This is a genomic window from Curtobacterium sp. MCLR17_034, from assembly GCF_003234485.1.
In the GTDB taxonomy this organism is placed as follows: domain Bacteria; phylum Actinomycetota; class Actinomycetes; order Actinomycetales; family Microbacteriaceae; genus Curtobacterium; species Curtobacterium flaccumfaciens.
In genome coordinates this window covers 36,654-56,704 of the sequence record NZ_QKTH01000016.1, presented here as the reverse complement: position 1 = coordinate 56,704, position 20,051 = coordinate 36,654, and the positions used below count along the sequence as shown (strand labels likewise).

General features: G+C 69.5%; 18 protein-coding genes. 16 read left to right on the top strand and 2 right to left on the bottom strand.

Going from position 1 to position 20,051, the window contains the following annotated elements; all coding sequences use genetic code 11:
- The first annotated feature begins 44 nt into the window (after nt 1–44).
- From DEI98_RS14600 to DEI98_RS14530, 15 genes are all read left to right on the top strand, one after another.
- Nucleotides 45–2,654, top strand: a complete 2,610-nt coding sequence (locus DEI98_RS14600) for an ATP-dependent Clp protease ATP-binding subunit (RefSeq protein WP_111101129.1) — start codon at nt 45–47, stop codon at nt 2,652–2,654.
- 830 nt (nt 2,655–3,484) lie between these two features.
- Nucleotides 3,485–3,718, top strand: a complete 234-nt coding sequence (locus DEI98_RS14595; RefSeq protein ID WP_146243535.1) for a hypothetical protein — start codon at nt 3,485–3,487, stop codon at nt 3,716–3,718.
- 240 nt (nt 3,719–3,958) lie between these two features.
- The gene (locus DEI98_RS14590) at nt 3,959–4,501 is read left to right on the top strand and encodes an adenine phosphoribosyltransferase (RefSeq protein ID WP_017887364.1); all 543 of its coding nucleotides are present in this window, start codon (nt 3,959–3,961) and stop codon (nt 4,499–4,501) included.
- Nucleotides 4,502–4,624: 123 nt separating this feature from the next.
- Nucleotides 4,625–6,646 (top strand): threonine--tRNA ligase, encoded by a 2,022-nt coding sequence (gene thrS / locus DEI98_RS14585; RefSeq protein ID WP_110863745.1) that lies wholly within the window; start codon nt 4,625–4,627, stop codon nt 6,644–6,646.
- Nucleotides 6,646–7,299 carry an HIT domain-containing protein gene (locus DEI98_RS14580; protein ID WP_258370549.1) on the top strand — a complete coding sequence of 218 codons (654 nt, stop codon included), beginning with the start codon at nt 6,646–6,648 and terminating at the stop codon, nt 7,297–7,299. Before thrS ends, DEI98_RS14580 begins: the two co-directional genes overlap by 1 nt.
- Before the next feature lie 13 nt (nt 7,300–7,312).
- Nucleotides 7,313–8,233, top strand: a complete 921-nt coding sequence (gene pdxS, locus DEI98_RS14575; protein ID WP_017887361.1) for a pyridoxal 5'-phosphate synthase lyase subunit PdxS — start codon at nt 7,313–7,315, stop codon at nt 8,231–8,233.
- On the top strand, nt 8,223–8,834 hold the full coding sequence (gene pdxT / locus DEI98_RS14570; protein WP_111101127.1) for a pyridoxal 5'-phosphate synthase glutaminase subunit PdxT: 612 nt from the start codon (nt 8,223–8,225) through the stop codon (nt 8,832–8,834). The genes pdxS and pdxT overlap by 11 nt, the downstream gene beginning before the upstream one ends.
- A 119-nt stretch (nt 8,835–8,953) precedes the next feature.
- Nucleotides 8,954–9,721 (top strand): YebC/PmpR family DNA-binding transcriptional regulator, encoded by a 768-nt coding sequence (locus DEI98_RS14565; RefSeq protein ID WP_017887357.1) that lies wholly within the window; start codon nt 8,954–8,956, stop codon nt 9,719–9,721.
- A gap of 2 nt (nt 9,722–9,723) precedes the next feature.
- On the top strand, nt 9,724–10,371 hold the full coding sequence (gene ruvC / locus DEI98_RS14560) for a crossover junction endodeoxyribonuclease RuvC (protein WP_035808297.1): 648 nt from the start codon (nt 9,724–9,726) through the stop codon (nt 10,369–10,371).
- Nucleotides 10,368–10,988: a Holliday junction branch migration protein RuvA gene (gene ruvA, locus DEI98_RS14555; protein ID WP_111101126.1), complete on the top strand. Its 621-nt coding sequence runs from the start codon at nt 10,368–10,370 to the stop codon at nt 10,986–10,988. The genes ruvC and ruvA overlap by 4 nt, the downstream gene beginning before the upstream one ends.
- Nucleotides 10,985–12,028, top strand: coding sequence for a Holliday junction branch migration DNA helicase RuvB (gene ruvB / locus DEI98_RS14550; protein ID WP_071403843.1), 1,044 nt, complete (start codon nt 10,985–10,987; stop codon nt 12,026–12,028). Before ruvA ends, ruvB begins: the two co-directional genes overlap by 4 nt.
- 90 nt (nt 12,029–12,118) lie before the next feature.
- Nucleotides 12,119–12,520: a preprotein translocase subunit YajC gene (yajC, locus tag DEI98_RS14545; RefSeq protein ID WP_111101125.1), complete on the top strand. Its 402-nt coding sequence runs from the start codon at nt 12,119–12,121 to the stop codon at nt 12,518–12,520.
- 91 nt (nt 12,521–12,611) lie between these two features.
- Nucleotides 12,612–14,363 (top strand): protein translocase subunit SecD, encoded by a 1,752-nt coding sequence (gene secD / locus DEI98_RS14540; protein WP_111101124.1) that lies wholly within the window; start codon nt 12,612–12,614, stop codon nt 14,361–14,363.
- Complete coding sequence (secF, locus tag DEI98_RS14535; RefSeq protein WP_111101123.1) at nt 14,363–15,367, top strand: protein translocase subunit SecF; 1,005 nt, start codon at nt 14,363–14,365, stop codon at nt 15,365–15,367. Before secD ends, secF begins: the two co-directional genes overlap by 1 nt.
- Nucleotides 15,367–15,714 (top strand): rhodanese-like domain-containing protein, encoded by a 348-nt coding sequence (locus DEI98_RS14530; RefSeq protein ID WP_111094003.1) that lies wholly within the window; start codon nt 15,367–15,369, stop codon nt 15,712–15,714. Before secF ends, DEI98_RS14530 begins: the two co-directional genes overlap by 1 nt.
- An 85-nt stretch (nt 15,715–15,799) precedes the next feature.
- On the opposite strand, the gene DEI98_RS14525 is transcribed toward DEI98_RS14530, so the two are convergent.
- Nucleotides 15,800–16,483, bottom strand: coding sequence for a hypothetical protein (locus DEI98_RS14525; RefSeq protein ID WP_146243534.1), 684 nt, complete (start codon nt 16,481–16,483; stop codon nt 15,800–15,802).
- Nucleotides 16,484–16,753: 270 nt separating this feature from the next.
- Here DEI98_RS14525 and DEI98_RS14520 point away from each other — a divergent pair, with 270 nt between their 5' ends.
- Entirely contained in the window at nt 16,754–19,078 is a 2,325-nt protein-coding gene (locus DEI98_RS14520) for a bifunctional (p)ppGpp synthetase/guanosine-3',5'-bis(diphosphate) 3'-pyrophosphohydrolase (protein WP_258370880.1), read from the top strand.
- Between the two features lie 325 nt (nt 19,079–19,403).
- Here DEI98_RS14520 and DEI98_RS14515 read toward each other — a convergent pair whose 3' ends face one another.
- Entirely contained in the window at nt 19,404–19,976 is a 573-nt protein-coding gene (locus DEI98_RS14515) for a type IV toxin-antitoxin system AbiEi family antitoxin (protein ID WP_181438051.1), read from the bottom strand.
- Nucleotides 19,977–20,051 lie beyond the last annotated feature (75 nt).

The window sequence follows — 20,051 nt, the reverse complement described above, 5'->3', positions numbered from 1 at the left end:
CGTTGCATTGAGTCGAAGGCACTCAAGTTCCCCAGGAGGTCCCTTTGCCAGAGACGTTCGGCCCGACCGGTAGCAACGACTCGTTCGACGAGTTCCTCGCCCGCCTGCTCGCGGCACAGCGCACCGGTGACCAGCAGCGCGTCCGCGCGTTCGGTCGACCGGTCGACATCACCCGGCTGCTCAGCCGCCGGACCCACGAGCTGCTCCAGCACACCGCCGAGTTCGCGGTCGCGCAGGGGCAGCGCGAGATCGACGCACTGCACATCCTGCACGTGCTCGTCCGCACCGAACCGTTCGACGCCGTCGTGCGTTCCGCCGGGGTCGATCCCCAGCGACTCGCCGAGGAGATCGAGCAGCGCCTGCCGATGGCGCACGAGCCGCTCGCCGAGCAGCCCGGCCGCCCGGCGCTGACCGGCACCGCCCAGCGCATCCTCGTCGAGGCGACGCAGGCCGCGCGGGGCTTCGGCAGCACCTACACCGACCCCGAGCACGTCTTCTTCGCGCTCGTGATGGACCAGGAGACCGTGACCGGCCAGCTGCTCGCCAGCGCCGGGATCACCCCGCAGGTCATGCAGGACTACGCCCAGCAGGCCGCGGCAGCAGCACGAGAGGGGCGCCCCATGCCAGGAACCGATGCGACGATCGGAACGGCCGAGTCCGGTCCCGACAGCGACACCCCGACGCTCGACCAGTTCGGCACCGACCTCACCGAGCGCGCCCGTGACGGACACGTCGACCCGGTGATCGGCCGCGCCGACGAGATCGAGCAGACCGTCGAGATACTGCTCCGTCGCACCAAGAACAACCCGGTGCTGATCGGTGAGCCCGGCGTCGGCAAGACCGCGATCGTCGAGGGCCTCGCCCAGCGCATCGTCGACGGTGACGTCCCCGCCCTGCTGCAGGGCAAGCGGGTCGTCGCACTCGACCTGCCCGGCATGCTCTCCGGCACCCGCTACCGCGGCGACTTCGAGGAGCGCCTCACCAAGGCGATGGACGAGATCGCGGCGCACGCCGACGACCTCATCGTCTTCGTCGACGAGCTCCACACCGTCGTCGGCGCCGGTGGCGGCGGCGAGGGCGGCTCGATGGACGCCGGCAACATCCTCAAGCCCCGGCTCGCCCGCGGCGACCTGCACCTGGTCGGCGCGACCACGCTCAACGAGTACCGCCGGATCGAGAAGGACGCCGCGCTCGAGCGCCGGTTCCAGCCCGTCACGGTGGGGGAGCCGAACGTCGAGGACGCCGTCGCGATCCTGACCGGCCTCGCCCCGCGCTACGAGGAGCACCACGGCGTCGGCTACACGCCCGAGGCACTCCGCGCCGCCGTCGAGCTCTCGCACCGCTACGTGACCGACCGGCACCTGCCGGACAAGGCCATCGACCTCATCGACCAGGCCGGTGCACGCCGTCGCCTCGCCCTGTCGGGCGACGTCGACGTCGAGGCACTGCGTGCCCAGGTCGCCGACCTGACGGCCCGCAAGGACCGCGCGGTCGCCGAGGAGCACTACGAGGAAGCGTCCGACCTGCGTGACGAGATCGTCGGACTGGAGGCCCGGATCACCGCCGCCTCGTCGGCGGACGCGAGCCGCGCCTCCCGTCCGGAATCCGCGGACACGTCGATCACGGAGGCCGACATCGCCGCCGTGGTGTCACGTGCCACCGGGATCCCGGTGACCCGCCTCGGCTCGGCCGACAAGACGCGGCTCGCCGCGCTCGAGTCCGAGCTGCACGACCGAGTCGTCGGCCAGGACGACGCCGTGCGGGCGATCGCCAAGGCGGTACGGCGCAGCCGGACCGGCATGGGCGACCCGCGTCGTCCGGTGGGCAGTTTCCTGTTCCTCGGCCCGACGGGTGTCGGCAAGACCGAACTCGCGAAGGCCCTGGCGTCGTCGCTGTTCGGTGACGAGTCCGCCATGCTCCGCTTCGACATGAGCGAGTTCGGCGAACGCCACACCGTCTCCCGCCTGGTCGGTGCCCCTCCCGGGTACGTCGGCTACGACGAGGCCGGCCAGCTCACCGAGCGTGTCCGCCGCAACCCGTACTCGGTGATCCTGCTCGACGAGGTCGAGAAGGCCCACCCGGACGTCTTCAACCTGCTGCTGCAGGTCCTCGACGACGGGCGGCTCACCGACGGGCAGGGGCGGACGGTCGACTTCCGGAACACGGTCGTCATCATGACGTCGAACATCGGCTCGGAGTTCCTGGCCTCCCGCTCGGGAGCGCTCGGGTTCTCCCCGGTCGGCGCGACGGACGGCTACGCCGAAGACGACCTGCGGGCCCGCGTCATGGGCAAGCTGCGCGAGGCGATGCGGCCCGAGTTCATCAACCGCATCGACGAGATCGTGCTGTTCCGCAAGCTCGACCGGTCCCAGATCGCGTCGATCGTGTCGCTGCTGCTGCAGGACACGGCGCTCCGGCTGGTCGCACAGGACATGCTCCTGTCGGTGTCCGACGCGGCGGTCGACTGGCTCGCCGAGCACGGGTACGAGCCGGAGTACGGCGCCCGCCCGCTCCGTCGGCTCATCCAGCGCGAGGTCGACGACCGCATCGCGACCCTGGTGGTCGAGGGCGGGGTCACCGCGGGTGACACCGTGCGGATCGACGTCGAGGGCGATGCCCTGACGGCGAGCGTCGCGGAGCACGCGGCGGTCTAGTCCGGTCGCACGCACACACGAAGGCCCGGTACCGATTCGGTACCGGGCCTTCGGCGTGCGCGGACCCCCGCGGTGTTGCGCCGCCGCCGCGCGCCGTGCGTGCTCAGTCACACGGTGCGAGGTTGCCCGCACCGTGCAGGCCTGTGATCCCGCACCGAGCGCGCGGGCTGCCACCGGTCCGCGGACGACGCACGGTGCAGCCGGGAGGCCCGGCGCTCGTGCGCGACGGGAACTCGGCACGGGGCCTGCTCGTCGACACGAGAACACGAACCTCGCACCGTGATCAGCCTGTTCGGGAATGCAATTCCGGATGTTTTCCGGAAAAGGGGTTGCGCTCCGAATTGCGGTGCCGATAGTGTTCACTCGTCGCGAACGGTCGAACATTCGACCCGGACGACTCCACCAGCTCGAGACCGAAAGGGGGCCGACCATGATGATCTCAACGACCACTCCGTTCCGTGGAATCCGTGGACGCGTCGGTACCCCGTTCCGCGTCCGCTGACCCGGAGCGTCCCACTCTCCTGACACCTGTGCCTCCGGGCACCGTGCGCTGAGCCGATCAGGCTCGCGCAGCACCGGTTCGTTCATCCGCTGAGCGGCTCGACGGCACGTTGATGCGTGCCGTCCGATCTGCGCGGACGACGCCGGAAGAATGTCGGTGGACAGTGCGACGCTCTCGGTGTCGACGAGCATTCCGCGATCGTTGTCCGAACCTTTCCGGACCATCCCGGAGTGCATTCTCACGCATTCATTTCCTACTGCCCGCAACCCGGGCGGATTCGTCCTGCCCGACACCCGGGCAGCTCTGCCGTGCCCTGAAGGGGAACACCGTGTCCACGAAGACCACCACCCGTCCACCCGATACCCGCGCGGTGCGCCGCCGGGTCTCACTCGCCGACCGCATCGCACTCCGAGTCGGGATGTCGCTCATCATCTGGAGCCGACGCACCCGCAAGGAGCGGCCCGAGGTCGACCTCGCCACGCTGGCCCGCATGGAGCGCGAACGCCAGCAGCGCGAGTCCGACTGGATCACCCAGGGCGCCGCCATGCGGATGTGGCGCTGACCCGCGGCGCTGGGGTGCCGGCGCTGTCGTCGGCGTCACGCACGCACGGTGCGTCATCCCGGAGCCCGTGCGGCCGGAACGGCTCGGTGCGAGGAAACAACCTCGCACCGAGCCACCTTCGGCAAACCGTCCGACGGAACCCGCACCGTGCCGCGAACGGTTGGCCCCGCACGAGGCGACCAGCCTCGCACCGTGCGCCGACGTGTCGGACGCACCGCGGGCCTCCCGTACCGTTGGCGGGTGACCGAAACCGCAGCTGCACTCGTCGAACGCCTCACCGCCCTCGTGCCGGACTTCCCGAAACCGGGGGTGCTCTTCCGTGACGTGACGCCGGTGTTCTCGGACGCCGTCGCGTTCGGCCGCGTGTGCGAAGCACTCGCGGCACCGTTCGCGGTCGGAGCCGGGTTCGACGCGGTCGCCGGCATCGAGGCCCGGGGCTTCGCACTGGCCGGGGGCATCGCCGCCCAGCACCAGGTCGGCGTGCTCACCGTGCGCAAGGCGGGGAAGCTCCCCGGCGAGGTCCTCAGCGAGCAGTACGCGCTGGAGTACGGCGAGGCCGAGCTCGAACTGCGCCCCGGCCAGCTGCCGGCCGGCACCCGGGTGCTCGTCGTCGACGACGTCCTGGCCACCGGCGGGACCGGCGCTGCGACCATCACGCTGCTCGAACGTGCCGGGTACCAGGCCATCGGCTTCGCCGCTCTGCTCGAGCTCGACGGCCTGAACGGGCGCGAGCGTCTCGAGCCGCGCCTGCCCGTCGCGACGCTCGGCGCCGTCCCGGCCTGAGCGCGGGCAACCGCGCGGTCGGGGCGGCATCCGTTCGCTCCACAAGCGCGTCCCCGGCGTCCGCACGCGAGCACGTCTCGCACTAGTCTTGACGCACCATTTCGATCGAGGAGTCCCATCATCGTGACCGAGTCAGTCGCACCCGCGCCCGCCGAGCTTCCCCAGGCACCCGAGCCCCGGACCGCGACGACGACCACGACCGGCACCGAGCTCTTCGACGGTGAGCGCGGCGTCGTCGCGATCCGCGTCGACGGTGTCCTGAAGGACCTCGCGGCGGACGTGCAGGCCGGCGAGACCGCCGAGGCCGTCACCCTGCAGGAGCAGGACGGGCTCGACATCCTCCGCCACTCGGCCGCCCACGTGCTGGCGCAGGCCGTGCAGCAGATCAACCCGGACGCCAAGCTCGGGATCGGGCCGCCCGTCACCGATGGCTTCTACTACGACTTCGACGTCGCCGAGCCCTTCACCCCCGAAGACCTCAAGGCGATCGAGAAGGGCATGGACCGCATCGTCAAGCAGGCCCAGCGCTTCCGTCGCGTGGTCGTCACCGACGAGCAGGCACGCGAGCTGATGGCGGGGGAGCCCTACAAGCAGGAGCTCATCGGCCTCAAGGGTGCGGCGTCCGACGGTGACTCCGGCGAGAGCGTCGAGGTCGGTGCCGGCGAGCTCACCGTGTACGAGAACGTCGACCCGAAGTCGGGCGAGGTGCTCTGGCAGGACCTCTGCCGCGGCCCGCACGTCCCGCACACCCGCTGGATCGGCAACGCCGCCAAGCTCATGCGCGTCGCCGCCGCGTACTGGCGCGGCTCGGAGAAGAACCCGCAGCTGCAGCGCATCTACGGCACCGCCTGGCCCGACAAGGACCAGCTCAAGGCGTACCTGGTGCGCCTCGAGGAAGCCGCCAAGCGCGACCACCGCAAGCTCGGCGCCGAACTCGACCTGTTCTCGTTCCCCGACGAGATCGGTTCCGGCCTGGCGATCTTCCACCCGAAGGGCGGCATCATCCGCCGCGAGATGGAGGACTACTCGCGCCGTCGGCACGAGGAGAACGGCTACTCGTTCGTCTACACGCCCCACATCACCAAGGGCGACCTGTTCGAGACCTCCGGGCACCTCGGCTGGTACAAGGACGGCATGTTCCCGGCCATGCACATGGACGAGGCGAAGGACGAGGACGGCAACGTCACCCGGCAGGGCGCCGACTACTACCTCAAGCCGATGAACTGCCCGATGCACATCCTGGCGTACCGGTCGCAGCCCCGCTCCTACCGCGACCTGCCGCTCCGGATGTTCGAGTTCGGCACGGTGTACCGCAACGAGAAGTCCGGCGTCATCCACGGCCTCACCCGCGTGCGCGGCCTGACCCAGGACGACGCGCACATCTTCACCACGCAGGAGAAGATGAAGGAGGAGCTGACCACGACCCTCGCGTTCGTGCTCTCGCTCCTGCGCGACTACGGGCTCGACGACTTCTACCTCGAGCTGTCGACGAAGGACCCGGAGAAGTACGTCGGTGACGACGAGGTCTGGGACGTCGCGACGGAGACCCTGCGCCAGGTCGCCGAGGAGTCCGGCCTCGAGCTCGTCCCCGACCCCGCCGGCGCCGCGTTCTACGGCCCGAAGATCTCCGTGCAGGCCCGCGACGCCATCGGACGCACCTGGCAGATGTCGACCGTGCAGCTCGACTTCAACCTGCCCGAGCGCTTCGGCATCGACTACACCGCGGCCGACGGCTCGCGCCAGCGTCCGGTGATGATCCACCGTGCGCTGTTCGGCTCGATCGAGCGCTTCTTCGGTGTTCTCACCGAGCACTACGCGGGCGCGTTCCCGGCGTGGCTGTCGCCCGTCCAGGTCGTCGGCATCCCGGTCGCGGCCGAGTACGGCGACTACCTCGACGAGGTCATCGCGAAGCTCCGCGCGCACGGCGTCCGCGCCGAGGTCGACCACTCGGACGACCGCATGCAGAAGAAGATCCGCACGCACACCAAGGCGAAGGTGCCGTTCCAGCTCATCGCCGGTGGCGACGACCGCGATGCCGGCGCCGTCAGCTTCCGCTTCCGCGACGGCCGCCAGGACAACGCGGTGCCCGTCGACGAGGCCGTGGACCGCATCCTCACCGCGATCCGCGAGCGCACGCAGGTCTGATGGCGCAGTCGGGAGGCCCGGAGCAGGCCGGTGGGACCGGTCACGTCGACGACGTGGCCGGCCCCACCGCCGCCGCGCCCTCCGAGGGCGCGGACACCGATCCGCTGGTGATCCGCGACGCGGCCACCGGCGCAGCCGTCCCGGACGCGTTCCAGCGGCTCTGGAACCCGCACCGGATGGCCTACATCGACGCCGGCCGCGAAGGTCGGGGACGCGGGCACGACGACGACTGCCCGTTCTGCGAAGCCCCGCGGAAGTCCGACGAGGACGCCCTGATCGTGGCCCGGGGCGAGCACGCCTACGTGCTGCTCAACCTGTTCCCGTACAACAACGGGCACCTGCTGGTCTGCCCGTACCGCCACGTCCCGCTCTACGACGAGGCGACGCCTGACGAGCTACGCGAGATCGGCGAGCTGACGCAGACCGCGATGCGGGTGCTGCGCGAGGTCTCGCACTGCGACGGCTTCAACATCGGCATGAACCAGGGCGAGGTCGCCGGTGCCGGCGTGGCCGCACACCTGCACCAGCACATCGTCCCGCGGTGGCAGTCGGACGCGAACTTCTTCCCGATCATCGCCCGGACGAAGTCCATGTCGCAGTTGCTCGGCGAGACCCGTCGACTCGTCGCCGACGGGTGGCCCCGGGCGCACTAGACTGGTCGGCATCATGAGCGACAGCACCAGCACCTCCGGCACCCCTGGCACCTCGATCACCGGCTCCGACCGCGTCAAGCGCGGACTCGCCGAGATGCTCAAGGGCGGCGTGATCATGGACGTCGTCGACGCCGAGCAGGCCCGCATCGCGGAAGAAGCCGGTGCGACCGCCGTCATGGCCCTCGAGCGCGTCCCCGCCGACATCCGCGCGCAGGGCGGCGTCGCCCGCATGTCCGACCCCTCGATGATCGAGGAGATCATCGCCGCGGTGTCGATCCCCGTCATGGCGAAGGCCCGCATCGGCCACTTCGTCGAGGCGCAGGTGCTGCAGGAGCTCGGCGTCGACTACATCGACGAGTCCGAGGTGCTGTCGCCGGCCGACTACGTGAACCACATCGACAAGTGGAAGTTCACCACCCCGTTCGTCTGCGGTGCCACCAACCTGGGCGAGGCGCTCCGTCGCATCACCGAGGGCGCGGCCATGATCCGTTCCAAGGGCGAGGCCGGCACGGGCGACGTGTCCGAGGCCACCAAGCACATCCGCACCATCACCAAGGAGATCGCGGCGCTCCGCAACCTGCGTGACGACGAGCTCTACGTCGCCGCCAAGGAGCTCCAGGCCCCGATCGACGTCGTGCAGGAAGTGGCCCGCACCGGCAAGCTCCCCGTCGTCCTCTTCACCGCCGGTGGTGTCGCCACCCCGGCCGACGCCGCGATGATGATGCAGCTCGGCGCCGACGGTGTCTTCGTCGGTTCCGGCATCTTCAAGTCCGGCGACCCGGCAGCGCGTGCCGCCGCGATCGTCAAGGCGACGACCTTCCACGACGACCCCAAGGTCATCGCCGAGGTCTCCCGTGGTCTGGGCGAGGCGATGGTCGGCATCAACGTCGCCGACGTCCCCGCACCGCACCGCCTCGCCGAGCGTGGCTGGTAGTCCGACGAGCGCCGCTCGGCCCCGCATCGGGGTCCTGGCGCTGCAGGGTGACTTCCGCGAGCACATCGCCTCGCTGACCGCACTCGGCGCCGACGTGGTGCCGCTCCGTCGCCCCGAGGAGATCGAGACCCTCGACGGCGTCGTGATCCCCGGGGGCGAGTCGAGCGTGATGGACAAGCTGTCCCGCGGGTTCGGCGTCGCCGAGCCCCTCGCCGACGCGATCCGCGGTGGCCTGCCCACCTACGGCACCTGCGCCGGCATGATCATGCTGTCGTCGCGGATCACCGACGGCATCAGCGGCCAGCAGACCCTCGACGTGCTCGACACCACCGTGCGCCGCAATGCGTTCGGTGCGCAGAACGACTCGTTCGAGATCGACATCCCGATGCCCGACCTGGGCGACGCCCCGGTCCACGCGGTGTTCATCCGAGCCCCCGTGGTGGAGCAGCGCGGCGACGACGTCCACGTCCTCGGCGCACTGCCCGACGGCCAGGTCGTCGCCGTGCAGCAGGGCAACGTCATCGCCAGCGCGTTCCACCCCGAGGTCGCGGGCGAGGACCGCTTCCACCGCCGGTTCCTCGACCTGGTGCGCAACGCCTGAGGCGTGAGCGCCCACTCGCCGCACCGACGGGACGGAAGCCGCGCCGCGCCTCCAGGCCGGTGTTCGGCCCACAGGGCCGCTAAACTGAGCGGGACTTTCCGCAAGACGCAAGGAGAACCGTGTCCGGGCATTCCAAGTGGGCAACGACCAAGCACAAGAAGGCGGTCATCGACCAGCGCCGTGCCAAGTCGTTCGCCAAGCTGATCAAGAACATCGAGGTCGCCGCGAAGATGGGCGGTGCCGACATGTCCGGCAACCCGACCCTGGTCGACGCCGTGCAGAAGGCGAAGAAGACCTCGGTCCCCAACGACAACATCGACCGCGCCGTCAAGCGCGGTGCGGGTCTCACGGGCGAGACCATCGAGTACACGACGATCATGTACGAGGGGTACGGCCCCAACGGCGTCGCGATGCTCATCGAGTGCCTCACGGACAACAAGAACCGTGCTGCGGCCGAGGTCCGGACCGCGATGTCGCGCAACGGCGGCACCATGGCCGACCCGGGCAGCGTCGCCTACAACTTCTCGCGCAAGGGCGTCATCTCGGTCACGAAGACCGACGGCCTCGACGAGGACACCGTGATGACCGCGGTGCTGGACGCCGGTGTCGAGGACGTCATCGACCAGGGCGGCGGCTTCGAGATCATCACCGAGGCGAGCGACCTGGTCGCCGCCCGCACCGCCCTGCAGGACGCCGGCATCGACTACGACTCCGCCGACGCCGAGTTCGTGCCCGGCCTCAAGGTCCCGGTCGACGCCGAGACCGCCCGCAAGGTGTTCCGCCTGATCGACGCGCTCGAGGACTCGGACGACGTGCAGAACGTCTACTCGAACTTCGACATCCCCGCGGACGTCCAGGCCGAGCTCGACGAGGACGAGGGCGAGTAACCGTGCTCCGTGTGCTCGGGGTGGACCCCGGGCTCACCCGGTGCGGCGTCGGCGTCGTCGAGGTCGCACCGAACCGGCGCGCACGGCTCGTCCACGTGACGGTCGTCCGCACCCCGCCGGACATGCCGCTCGAGCAGCGGCTGCTCCGCATCGCCGACGGCATCGCCGCCGAGATCGACGAGCACCACCCGGATGCGGTCGCCGTCGAGCGGGTGTTCGCGCAGGCGAACGTCCGCACCGTGATGGGCACCGCGCAGGCCGCCGGCCTGGCGCTGCACGCCGCGGCCGCCCGCGGCCTACCCGTCGGCCTGCACACCCCCTCCGAGGTCAAGGCCGCCGTCACCGGCTACGGCAACGCCGACAAGCGTCAGGTGCAGACCATGATCGCGCGCGTGCTCGGTCTGGACGAGGCCCCGAAGCCGGCCGACGCCGCCGACGCGCTCGCGTTGGCCGTGTGCCATGCCTGGAGGCTCGGATCACCCGACGCCGCCGGCTCGCGTGCCACGAACCTCACCCCGGCACAGCGTGCCTGGCGGGACGCCCAGGGCGGCACCGTCGACTCGCCGCTGGCCCGCGCGGCCGCCGCCGCGGCCCGCCCGCAGCGTGGCAGGTCGGCGTCGTCGGTGGGCGGCCCTAGGCTCGGAGCATGATCGCGAGTCTCCGGGGCACCTGCATCGACATCGCCGGTTCGGCCGTGGTGATCGAGGTCGGGGGAGTCGGGTACGCCATCACCGTGACCCCCGCACACGCGCTGACGATGCGCCACGGTTCCGAGGTGTTCGTGCGGACCGCCATGATCGTGCGCGAGGACGAGCACCTGCTCTTCGGGTTCGAGTCGACCGACGCGCTGCAGGTGTTCGACCTGCTCCGCGGGGTCTCCGGCGTCGGCCCGAAGTCCGCGATGGGCGTCCTGGCCCACATGGACCCGGCGCAGATCGCGAACGCCGTCGCGAACGAGGACGACGGTGCCTTCCGCAAGGTCTCCGGCATCGGCCCGAAGACCGCCAAGCTCATCATCGTCGCGCTCTCCGGCAAGCTCGTGGCCTTCGAGCAGGCAGCCGTGGTCGCGACAGCACGGGGGACCGCAGTGCACCCCGCCGCGGTCGACGTCGTCTCGGCGCTCATCGGCCTCGGCTGGCGCGAGGACGCGGCACAGTCCGCGGTCGACGACGCCGTCGCCAACGAGCCCGGTGCCGCCGCGATGGGCACCCAGGCCCTGCTCCGCGCCGCCCTCGGCGCCCTGCGACCCGCGGCAGCCGGCCGGTGAGCGGCATCACGTCCGCCGGCGCCGAGTCGCAGGAGGAACTCGCGTTCGAAGGCGCGCTCCGTCCGCGCTCGCTCGACGAGTTCGTCGGGCAGCGCAAGGTCCGCGGGCAGCTCGACCTGCTCCTCAAGGCCGCGGGCATGCAGGAGCGCACGCCCGACCACATCCTGATGGCGGGTCCTCCCGGCCTCGGCAAGACCACGCTCGCGATGATCGTCGCGCACGAGACCGGGCGACCGCTGCGCATGTCGAGCGGCCCGGCGATCCAGCACGCCGGTGACCTCGCCGCCGTGCTGTCGTCCCTGGTCCCGGGCGAAGTGCTGTTCATCGACGAGATCCACCGCATGGCCCGCTCGGCAGAAGAGATGCTCTACCTGGCGATGGAGGACTTCCGCATCGACGTGATGGTGGGCAAGGGTGCGGGTGCCACGAGCATCCCGCTCGACCTCGCACCGTTCACGCTCGTCGGCGCCACCACCCGGGCTGGCCTGTTGCCGAACCCGCTGCGCGACCGCTTCGGGTTCACCGCCCACCTCGAGTTCTACGAGAAGGACGAGCTCGAGCAGGTCCTGATCCGTGCGGCCCACCTGCTCGAGCTCGACATCGACCGGACCGCCCTGCGCGAGATCGCCGGACGCTCCCGCGGCACCCCGCGCATCGCGAACCGCCTGCTCCGCCGGGTGCGCGACTACGCCCTCGTGCACCGCACCACCGACGGCATGGCCGCGGTCCAGGGTGCGCTCGACCTGTACGACGTCGACGAACTCGGGCTCGACCGGCTCGACCGGGCCGTGGTCGAGATCATGCTGACCCGGTTCGACGGGGGCCCGGTCGGCCTGAACACCCTCGCCGTCTCCGTCGGTGAGGAATCCGAGACCATCGAGTCGGTCGTCGAACCGTTCCTCGTCCGCGTCGGGCTCGTGACCCGCACCCCCCGCGGGCGCATCGCGACACCGCGGGCCTGGCGACACCTCGGCCTCACCCCGGGACAGGCCGACGGCGGGCAGCCGGGGCTCTTCGACGACCAGGACACCGACGACTGAACGCCGATCAGTCGAGTGACATGCCACGGACACCGGCGTGCCCTAGACTGCTACGGCCCGAAACCGAGCAACCAGAGAAGGCAACGCATCATGGGTCAAGAAGTCATCCTCATCGTCATCGTCGTGGCGTTCGCGGCCTTCATGTTCTACAACAGCCGCAAGCGCAAGAAGCAGCAGGCCGAACTCGTGGACAAGATGGTCCCGGGCGCCAAGGTCATGCTGTCCTTCGGCCTCTACGGCACGCTCCTCTCCGTGAACGAGGAGAAGGTCACCGCTGACGTCCAGATCGCACCGGGGACCATCGTCACCGTGCACCGCCAGACCCTGTCGCGCGTCGTCGACGACAACGCGTCCGACGTCGAGACCACCACGACCACCGAGGACGAGCAGAAGCCGGTGGCCGAGCTCAACGGCGAGCCGGTCTACGGCGAGCGGGTCGACACCGACCGCGTCGACGAGACCGACGCCACGAAGCGCAAGTCCGACGACTGACGCCCTCGGCCGCCGGGTCGTCTGACCCGGCGGCTTCCCTCTGCCGTCGCACGGTGTGCCGACGGTCCTGAACAGAAAGACGAGACGACCGGTGGCACGATCGACACCCGTCAAGAAGGCGCTGCGCTCGCTCACCTGGTTGGTGATCCTGATGGCGATCCTCGCCGGCGTGAACACCGCCGCGTCGATCCTCGCCGGCTCTTCGAAGGACGACACCGACAAGTGGTACCAGGGCGCGAGCTGGGTGCCGGAGCTGGCTCTGGACCTGCAGGGCGGCACGCAGCTGACCCTCGCGGCGCAGAACACCGAGGGCGACTCCGTCACCTCGCAGCAGCTGCAGCAGGCGGTGAACATCATCCGCCAGCGCATCGACGCCACCGGTGTCTCCGAGTCCGAGATCAACACCCAGGGCGCGAACAACATCGTCGTCTCGATCCCGGGTCGCCCCGACAAGGCCACGATCGACCGCATCGAGGCAGCCGCCAAGCTGACCTTCCGCCCGGTGCTCTTCACCGAGGCCGCATCGAGCTCGGCCGTCGGTGGCGACGGCAAGGGCACCGCTTCGCCGACGCCCTACTCGCCGCCGGCATCGCTCGCCGCGACGCCGAGCGCGAAGCCGTCGAACGCGAGCGACCTGAACTGGGTCACGCCGAAGCTGCAGGACCTGTACACCAACTACAACTGTGCAGCACCGGACGACATCACCGCGGCACCCGATGACGAGCCCCTCGTCACCTGTGACCAGACGGGCGCGGCGAAGTTCATCCTCGGACCGGTCGAGGTCCTCGGAGCCGACGTCAGCAACGCCACCTCGGGTCTCGCCACCGACTCGCAGGGCACATCGACGGGCCAGTGGGCCGTCAACCTGACGTTCAACGGTGAGGGTTCGAAGGACTTCCGCACCGTCACGAACCGTCTCGTGTCGCTCCAGCAGCCGCAGAACCAGTTCGCGATCGTGCTCGACGGCACGGTGATCGAAGCCCCGACGACGAACTCCGCGATCACCAACGGCAAGGCGCAGATCAGCGGGAACTTCACCGCCGAGTCTGCCAAGACCCTCGCCGACCAGCTCAAGTACGGTGCGCTGCCGATCAACTTCCAGGTGCAGTCGAACGAGAACATCTCGGCGACGCTCGGCACCGCGCAGCTCATCGGTGGCCTCGTCGCCGGTCTGATCGGCCTGATCCTCGTGATCATCTACTCCGTGATCCAGTACCGCGCCCTGGCGTTCGTCACCGTGCTGTCGCTTGGGATCGCCGCCGTGCTCACCTACCTGGTGATCGCGATCATGTCGTGGCGCGTCGACTACCGCCTGTCGTTGGCCGGTGTGGCGGGTCTGATCGTCGCCATCGGCATCACGGCGGACTCGTTCATCGTCTACTTCGAGCGCATCCGTGACGAACTCCGTGACGGACGCGCCCTCGAGAGCGCGGTCGAGTCCGGCTGGAAGCGCGCGCTCCGCACGATCCTGGCCTCCGACGCGGTGAACTTCCTCGCCGCCGTCACGCTCTACGTGCTCGCAGTCGCGGACGTGAAGGGCTTCGCGTTCACGCTGCTCCTCACGACCCTCATCGACATCGTGGTGGTCGCGCTCTTCACCCACCCGATGATGCAGCTCATCGCCCGCAGCCGGTTCTTCGGCGAGGGGCACCGGTTCAGCGGTCTCGACCCGGCAGCACTCGGTGCCGTCTACCGGGGGCGCGCACAGTTCCGCGCACCCGTCGTGGACGGCAAGCGCCAGCGCAGTGCCGGTGAGGCACAGCGCCGACAGACGATCGCGGAACGGAAGGCCCAGCAGGCCTCCGGCGACAACGGCTCGACGCCGGACGGGAAGGACGACTGATGGCCAGCTTCAGCCAGTTCGGCAGCGACCTCTACACGGGGAAGCGGTCGTACGACATCATCGGGCGCCGGAAGACCTGGTACCTCATCGCCCTTGCGATGATCCTGATCTCCCTGGTCACCCCGTGGCTCCGTGGCGGGTACCAGCTCGGCATCGAGTTCACCGGCGGCTCGGAGTTCACGATCTCCGACGTCAAGACGCTCGACCAGAACATCGCCACCGAGACCGTCGAGGACGTCGTCCCGGAGTCGATCCCGCGCGTCTCGCAGCTCGGCACGCACGGCATCCGCGTGCAGACCGGGCAGCTCACCGACCGGCAGACGACCGAGGTGCAGGACGCCCTGGCGAAGGCCTACTACGTCCCCGAGAGCCAGGTCGCCGCGACCTTCATCGGCGCGACGTGGGGTGCCGACGTGCTCGCGCAGGCCATCCGTGGTCTCGTGATCTTCCTCGCCCTCGCCGCGGTCTTCATGACGCTCTACTTCCGCACCTGGAAGATGTCACTGTCCGCGATGGCCGCGCTGCTGCACGACCTGCTCATCACGGCCGGCGTGTACGGCATCGTCGGGCTCGAGGTCACGCCCGCGGCGGTCATCGGCTTCCTGACGATCCTCGGCTACTCGCTCTACGACACCGTGGTGGTCTTCGACAAGGTGCGTGAGAACACCGCGCAGGAGTCGATCCGGACGTTCAAGCAGTCGGTCAACCTCGCGGTCAACCAGACCCTCGTCCGATCGATCAACACCTCGGTCGTGGCACTGCTGCCGGTCGCGGCGATCCTCTTCATCGGGTCGTACGTGCTCGGCGCCGGTACCCTGCGCGACATCTCGCTCGCGCTGTTCATCGGCATCATCGTCGGCACCTACTCGACGATCTTCATCGCGTCGCCGATGTACGCGCAGCTCCGCGAGAACGAGCCGAAGATCAAGGAGTCGGACGCCAAGAAGACCGCGGCGGCCGAGAAGCGCCGACGCGAGGTCGACGCAGCAGAGGCGAACGTCTGATGCCCATCGAGATCCAGGAGATCGACGTCGCCGAGGCCCAGCGCCGCATCGACGCCGGAGCGCGCCTGTTCGACGTCCGCGAGCAGGGGGAGTGGGACGAGGTCCACGCTCCCCAGGCAACGCTCGTGCCGATGTCGGAGTTCGTGGACCGCTGGCAGGAGATCGACGGCGGCGACCAGCCGGCCATCATCGTCTGCCACTCCGGCGGCCGTTCGTCGCGCATCGTCGCGGCGCTCGAGCAGTCGGGGGTCCCGGCCGTCAACCTCTCCGGCGGCATGCTCGCCTGGGAGCAGGCGGGGGCACCGGTGGAGCGCGACGGGACCGCTGCGTCCCAGGTGAACGGCTGACGGCGGGGAGCGACCGAAGCGCGTCCCGAGGTACAAACACGATGAGGCGGCACCCTGGCTGGGGTGCCGCCTCATCGTCTGTGGATCAGACTCCGCTCGCCGAGAACGATCCGCTGCAGATCGTCGATGTCGCGCACTTGGCGCGGAACTTCGCCTGCGCTGCGACATTTCCCCACGGAACGCTGGTCAAGCCCGGTGTCCTCGTGTCAGCGACGCCGAGGTTGTACCACTTCGACCAGGTGCCGAACTCACTGCCGCTGTACCCGCGGTAGTAGCCGAGGCCCTGTCCCGCGTTCGTCTGAGACGTCGAGGACGCAACCGTGAACCGGTACTTGACCTTCACCCCGGTGTCGGCACCGATGATGTTCGGTCCAGCGAACGCCTTGGACCAACTCGACGCGCTCGAGGCGAGGTAGGCGTAGTTCGACGCAGCAGCCGCGCTGACCTGGAGTGGCGTCGTCGATTGCTCCTGTGCGGAAGCGGGCAGTGCTCGGCGTGCTCCGTAAAGCTTCCCGAGCTTGGCGTTCGTCAGGCCGTTCGGCAGTGAACCGTCGGCCTCGGGAATGACCACGACCGTATCCGCACCGATCTTCCCCGTGGGGAAGAACACCCCGTCCGCAGTCACTCGAGCGGCCGACGGATCGGCGATCACGTAGCCGCCGTCCGTGTTGTGGTCAGCCGTCGAAGCATTTGCTGGCGCTGCCCCAAGCGCGAGCAGGGCTGCTGCGACGGGCACGGCGAAGATGGCGAGCGTTTTCTTCTTGTTCATTTTTTCTCCCCAGAAAGGGCGTCAGCATTGACGCCTTCGTAATGGACGAACCCCTTCTCGTCCTGATTCCGACGCTATTGTCGCGATGCACCGAGAGTCAACATGTATCGAACGACTTGCATGCCGGACTGTAGAACCCTTCAGGGTGGCCGACCCCCTCATCGAGCGCACCACACCCCAGCTTCGCGCTCAGGGCGAACCCAGTCACGGAGCGCTCTACGACACGCGTAGGCTTGGTGGATCGAGCAGGTTGGCCAGAGGAGGCGCATCATGACGGACACCCGCGAAGAGCCGTCCGCGCCGAGCCGCCCGGGTTCCGCCCCGGGCCCCTCGAGCCCGATCGGTCCGAACACCACCGGCAACCTCGGTTCCCTCCGCTCCCTGCTGCCGCGCCTGTTCTCGCGCGCCCAACCGGCCGGCGCCGTGGACACACTGATCCGCACGGTCCGCTCGCACCACCCCAAGGCCGACGTGACGCTCATCGAGCGGGCCTACTCGGTCGCCGAGCGCGCGCACGACGGGCAGAAGCGCAAGTCCGGTGAGCCGTACATCACGCACCCCGTCGCGGTCGCGCAGATCCTGGCCGACCTCGGCATCGGCACGATCACCATCGCGGCTGCGCTCCTGCACGACACGGTGGAGGACACCGACTACCAGCTCGACCAGCTGCGGGCCGACTTCGGCGACGAGATCGCGATGCTCGTCGACGGCGTCACGAAGCTCGACAAGGTCAAGTACGGCGACAGTGCCCAGGCCGAGACCGTTCGCAAGATGGTCATCGCGATGTCGAAGGACATCCGCGTCCTCGTCATCAAGCTCGCCGACCGCCTGCACAACGCCCGCACGTGGGGCTTCGTCGAGTCGACCTCTGCCACGCGCAAGGCGAAGGAGACGCTCGAGATCTACGCGCCGCTCGCGCACCGGCTCGGCATCCAGATGATCAAGCTCGAGCTCGAGGACCTGTCGTTCGCGGTCCTGCACCCGAAGCTCTACGTCGAGATCGACAGCCTGGTCAAGGAACGCCAGCCGAAGCGCGAGCAGTTCGTCCAGAACGTCATCGGGACCCTGAAGAAGGACCTGAAGGCCGCCAAGGTCCGCGGCGACGTCATGGGCCGGCCGAAGCAGTACTACTCGATCTACCAGAAGATGATCGTGCGGGGTCGCGAGTTCGACGAGATCTACGACCTCGTCGGCATCCGCGTGCTCGTGCCGACCGTGCGCGACTGCTACGCCATGCTCGGCTCGGTGCACGCCCGCTGGACCCCGCTGCCCGGTCGCTTCAAGGACTACATCGCGACCCCCAAGTTCAACCTGTACCAGTCGCTGCACACCACGGTGCTCGGACCGCAGGGTCGTGCGGTCGAGATCCAGATCCGCACGCACGAGATGCACCAGCGCGCCGAGTTCGGTGTCGCCGCCCACTGGAAGTACAAGCAGCGTGCTGCCGGCCGTGACGCCGGTACCTCGTCGACCACGGACGACCAGGACATGGCGTGGCTCGCCCACATCACCGACTGGCAGGCCGAGACCAGCGATCCGGGCGAGTTCCTCGATTCCCTGCGCTATGAGATCGGCGCGAAGGAAACCTACGTCTTCACGCCGCAGGGCAAGGTCATCGGGCTCCCCGCCGGAGCCACCCCGGTCGACTTCGCCTACGCCGTGCACACCGAGATCGGCCACCGCACGATGGGTGCGAAGGTCAACGGCCGCCTGGTCCCGCTCGAAAGCCAGTTGTCCAGCGGCGACGTCGTCGAGATCTTCACGTCGAAGAACCCCGATTCCGGCCCCTCGCAGGACTGGTTGCAGTTCGTCCGCAGCCCCCGCGCGCGCAACAAGATCAAGCAGTGGTTCACCAAGGAGCGCCGCGAAGAGGCGATCGAGCAGGGTCGCGACGCCATCGCCCGGGCGATGCGCAAGCAGAACCTGCCGCTCCAGCGCATCATGAGCCAGGACAGCATCGCCGAGGTCGCCTCGTCGATGCGGTACGAGGACGTCTCCGCCCTGTACGCCGCCATCGGCGAGGGCCACGTCTCGACGCAGTCGGTGATCGAGAAGGTCCTCGGCAATGTCCAGACCGAGACCGAGACCGACGAACCCGAACTCGCGTTCCCGCGCCAGGTCACCAGTCGGCAGCTGCGCACGAGCGACAGCGGCGTGCTGGTCCGCGGTGCGCCCGACATCCTCGTGAAGCTCGCGAAGTGCTGCACGCCGGTGCCGGGCGACCAGATCGTGGGCTTCATCACCCGAGGCCAGGGCGTCTCGGTGCACCAGTCGTCGTGCACCAACGTGAAGTCGCTCATGAACGAACCCGACCGGATGATCGAGGTCGAGTGGGCCCCGTCGTCGAAGTCGGTGTTCCTGGTGCAGATCCAGATCGAGGCGCTCGATCGGTCGGGCCTGCTCAGCGACGTCACCCGGGTGCTGACCGACCACCACGTGAACATCCTGTCCGCGACGGTGTCGACCTCGTCCGACCGTCTCGCGCTGAGCCGGTTCGTGTTCGAGATGGGCGACACCATCCACCTCGACCGTGTACTCAACGCGGTGCGACGCATCGACGCCGTCTACGACGTCTACCGCGTCAGCGCCGGCTAGGACGGCAGCGCCCCGCGCGGCCCGTCCGCCGACCGGTCACGAACTGTCGGCTGCAGCCGCGCCAACCGACAGTCCGCGACCACTCGACGGATGTCAGCGGGATGTCCTGACCGCCCGCACGCGCCGCGCCGGGAGGCCCGTGGCAGCCCCGCCCCGCGCCTCCCGTGTCTCCAGCCCGTCGACCGGTCACGACTCGTCGCGTGGGCACCGTTGACCGGTCACGAACCGTCGACTGCGGCCCTGCCAACCGACGCTTCGTGACCACTCGGCGGACGTGAGCGGGGTGTTGTGACCACCTGCACCCTCACCCCGCGCGCGCGACGCCCTACCGCACAGCACCCCCAGCCGCGCCCTGCAGCCCCCGCAACCGCCGCTCGGCCTGCCGCACCATGGGGATCGTCCCGAGGGACCTCAGGCGCGCCTGCAGCTCGGCAGCCGTGACCACCCCGATCGCGAGCAGCCCGTGCACGGCCGTCGCCTCGGCCTCCCCGAACGCACCGGCCGTCGGCCCCGGCGTCCGGAGCAGGTCGACCGCGGTCCGCGCCGGCAGTGTGACCCGCAGCCGCGAGCGCTCGACGGTGTCGTCGACGTCGATCCGGACCTCTCGCAGGCGCACGTCCGGCCCGACGTGGACACGGACCTGGGGCGGGATGCAGGCCTCGAGCGGCGCCGGCGGCCGGGACACCGCACCCCAGATCCACGCGGCGGTCAGCGTGCAAGCGATCAGGCGCGCGTCCCGCAGGACCCAGGCGGCAGCGGCGGCGCGCAACGACGGCGTCTGCGGCTCAGCGGGGGAGGCCCAGCAGGGACCGACGGCGACCAGCTCGCCGGCCAGGACCGCCGCACGCAACTCGGGTTCCGGCCAGTCGTCACTGGTCAGCAGTCGCGGGCGGGGCACCCGCACATCCTGCCCGACCTGCGCACGCGACCGACAGGCCTGTGGACAAGCCACCCACCGGCCGGGAGGCCCGTG

Excerpts from the sequence above, each read along its gene's own strand:
- secF (WP_111101123.1), top strand. The coding sequence starts at position 14,363 with ATGGCCAGCTTCAGCCAGTTCGGCAGCGACCTCTACACGGGGAAGCGG.
- yajC (WP_111101125.1), top strand. The coding sequence starts at position 12,119 with ATGGGTCAAGAAGTCATCCTCATCGTCATCGTCGTGGCGTTCGCGGCC.
- DEI98_RS14525 (WP_146243534.1), bottom strand. The coding sequence starts at position 16,483 with ATGAACAAGAAGAAAACGCTCGCCATCTTCGCCGTGCCCGTCGCAGCA.
- DEI98_RS14580 (WP_258370549.1), top strand. The coding sequence starts at position 6,646 with ATGGCGCAGTCGGGAGGCCCGGAGCAGGCCGGTGGGACCGGTCACGTC.
- DEI98_RS14530 (WP_111094003.1), top strand. The coding sequence starts at position 15,367 with ATGCCCATCGAGATCCAGGAGATCGACGTCGCCGAGGCCCAGCGCCGC.
- pdxS (WP_017887361.1), top strand. The coding sequence starts at position 7,313 with ATGAGCGACAGCACCAGCACCTCCGGCACCCCTGGCACCTCGATCACC.
- DEI98_RS14520 (WP_258370880.1), top strand. The coding sequence starts at position 16,754 with ATGACGGACACCCGCGAAGAGCCGTCCGCGCCGAGCCGCCCGGGTTCC.
- ruvA (WP_111101126.1), top strand. The coding sequence starts at position 10,368 with ATGATCGCGAGTCTCCGGGGCACCTGCATCGACATCGCCGGTTCGGCC.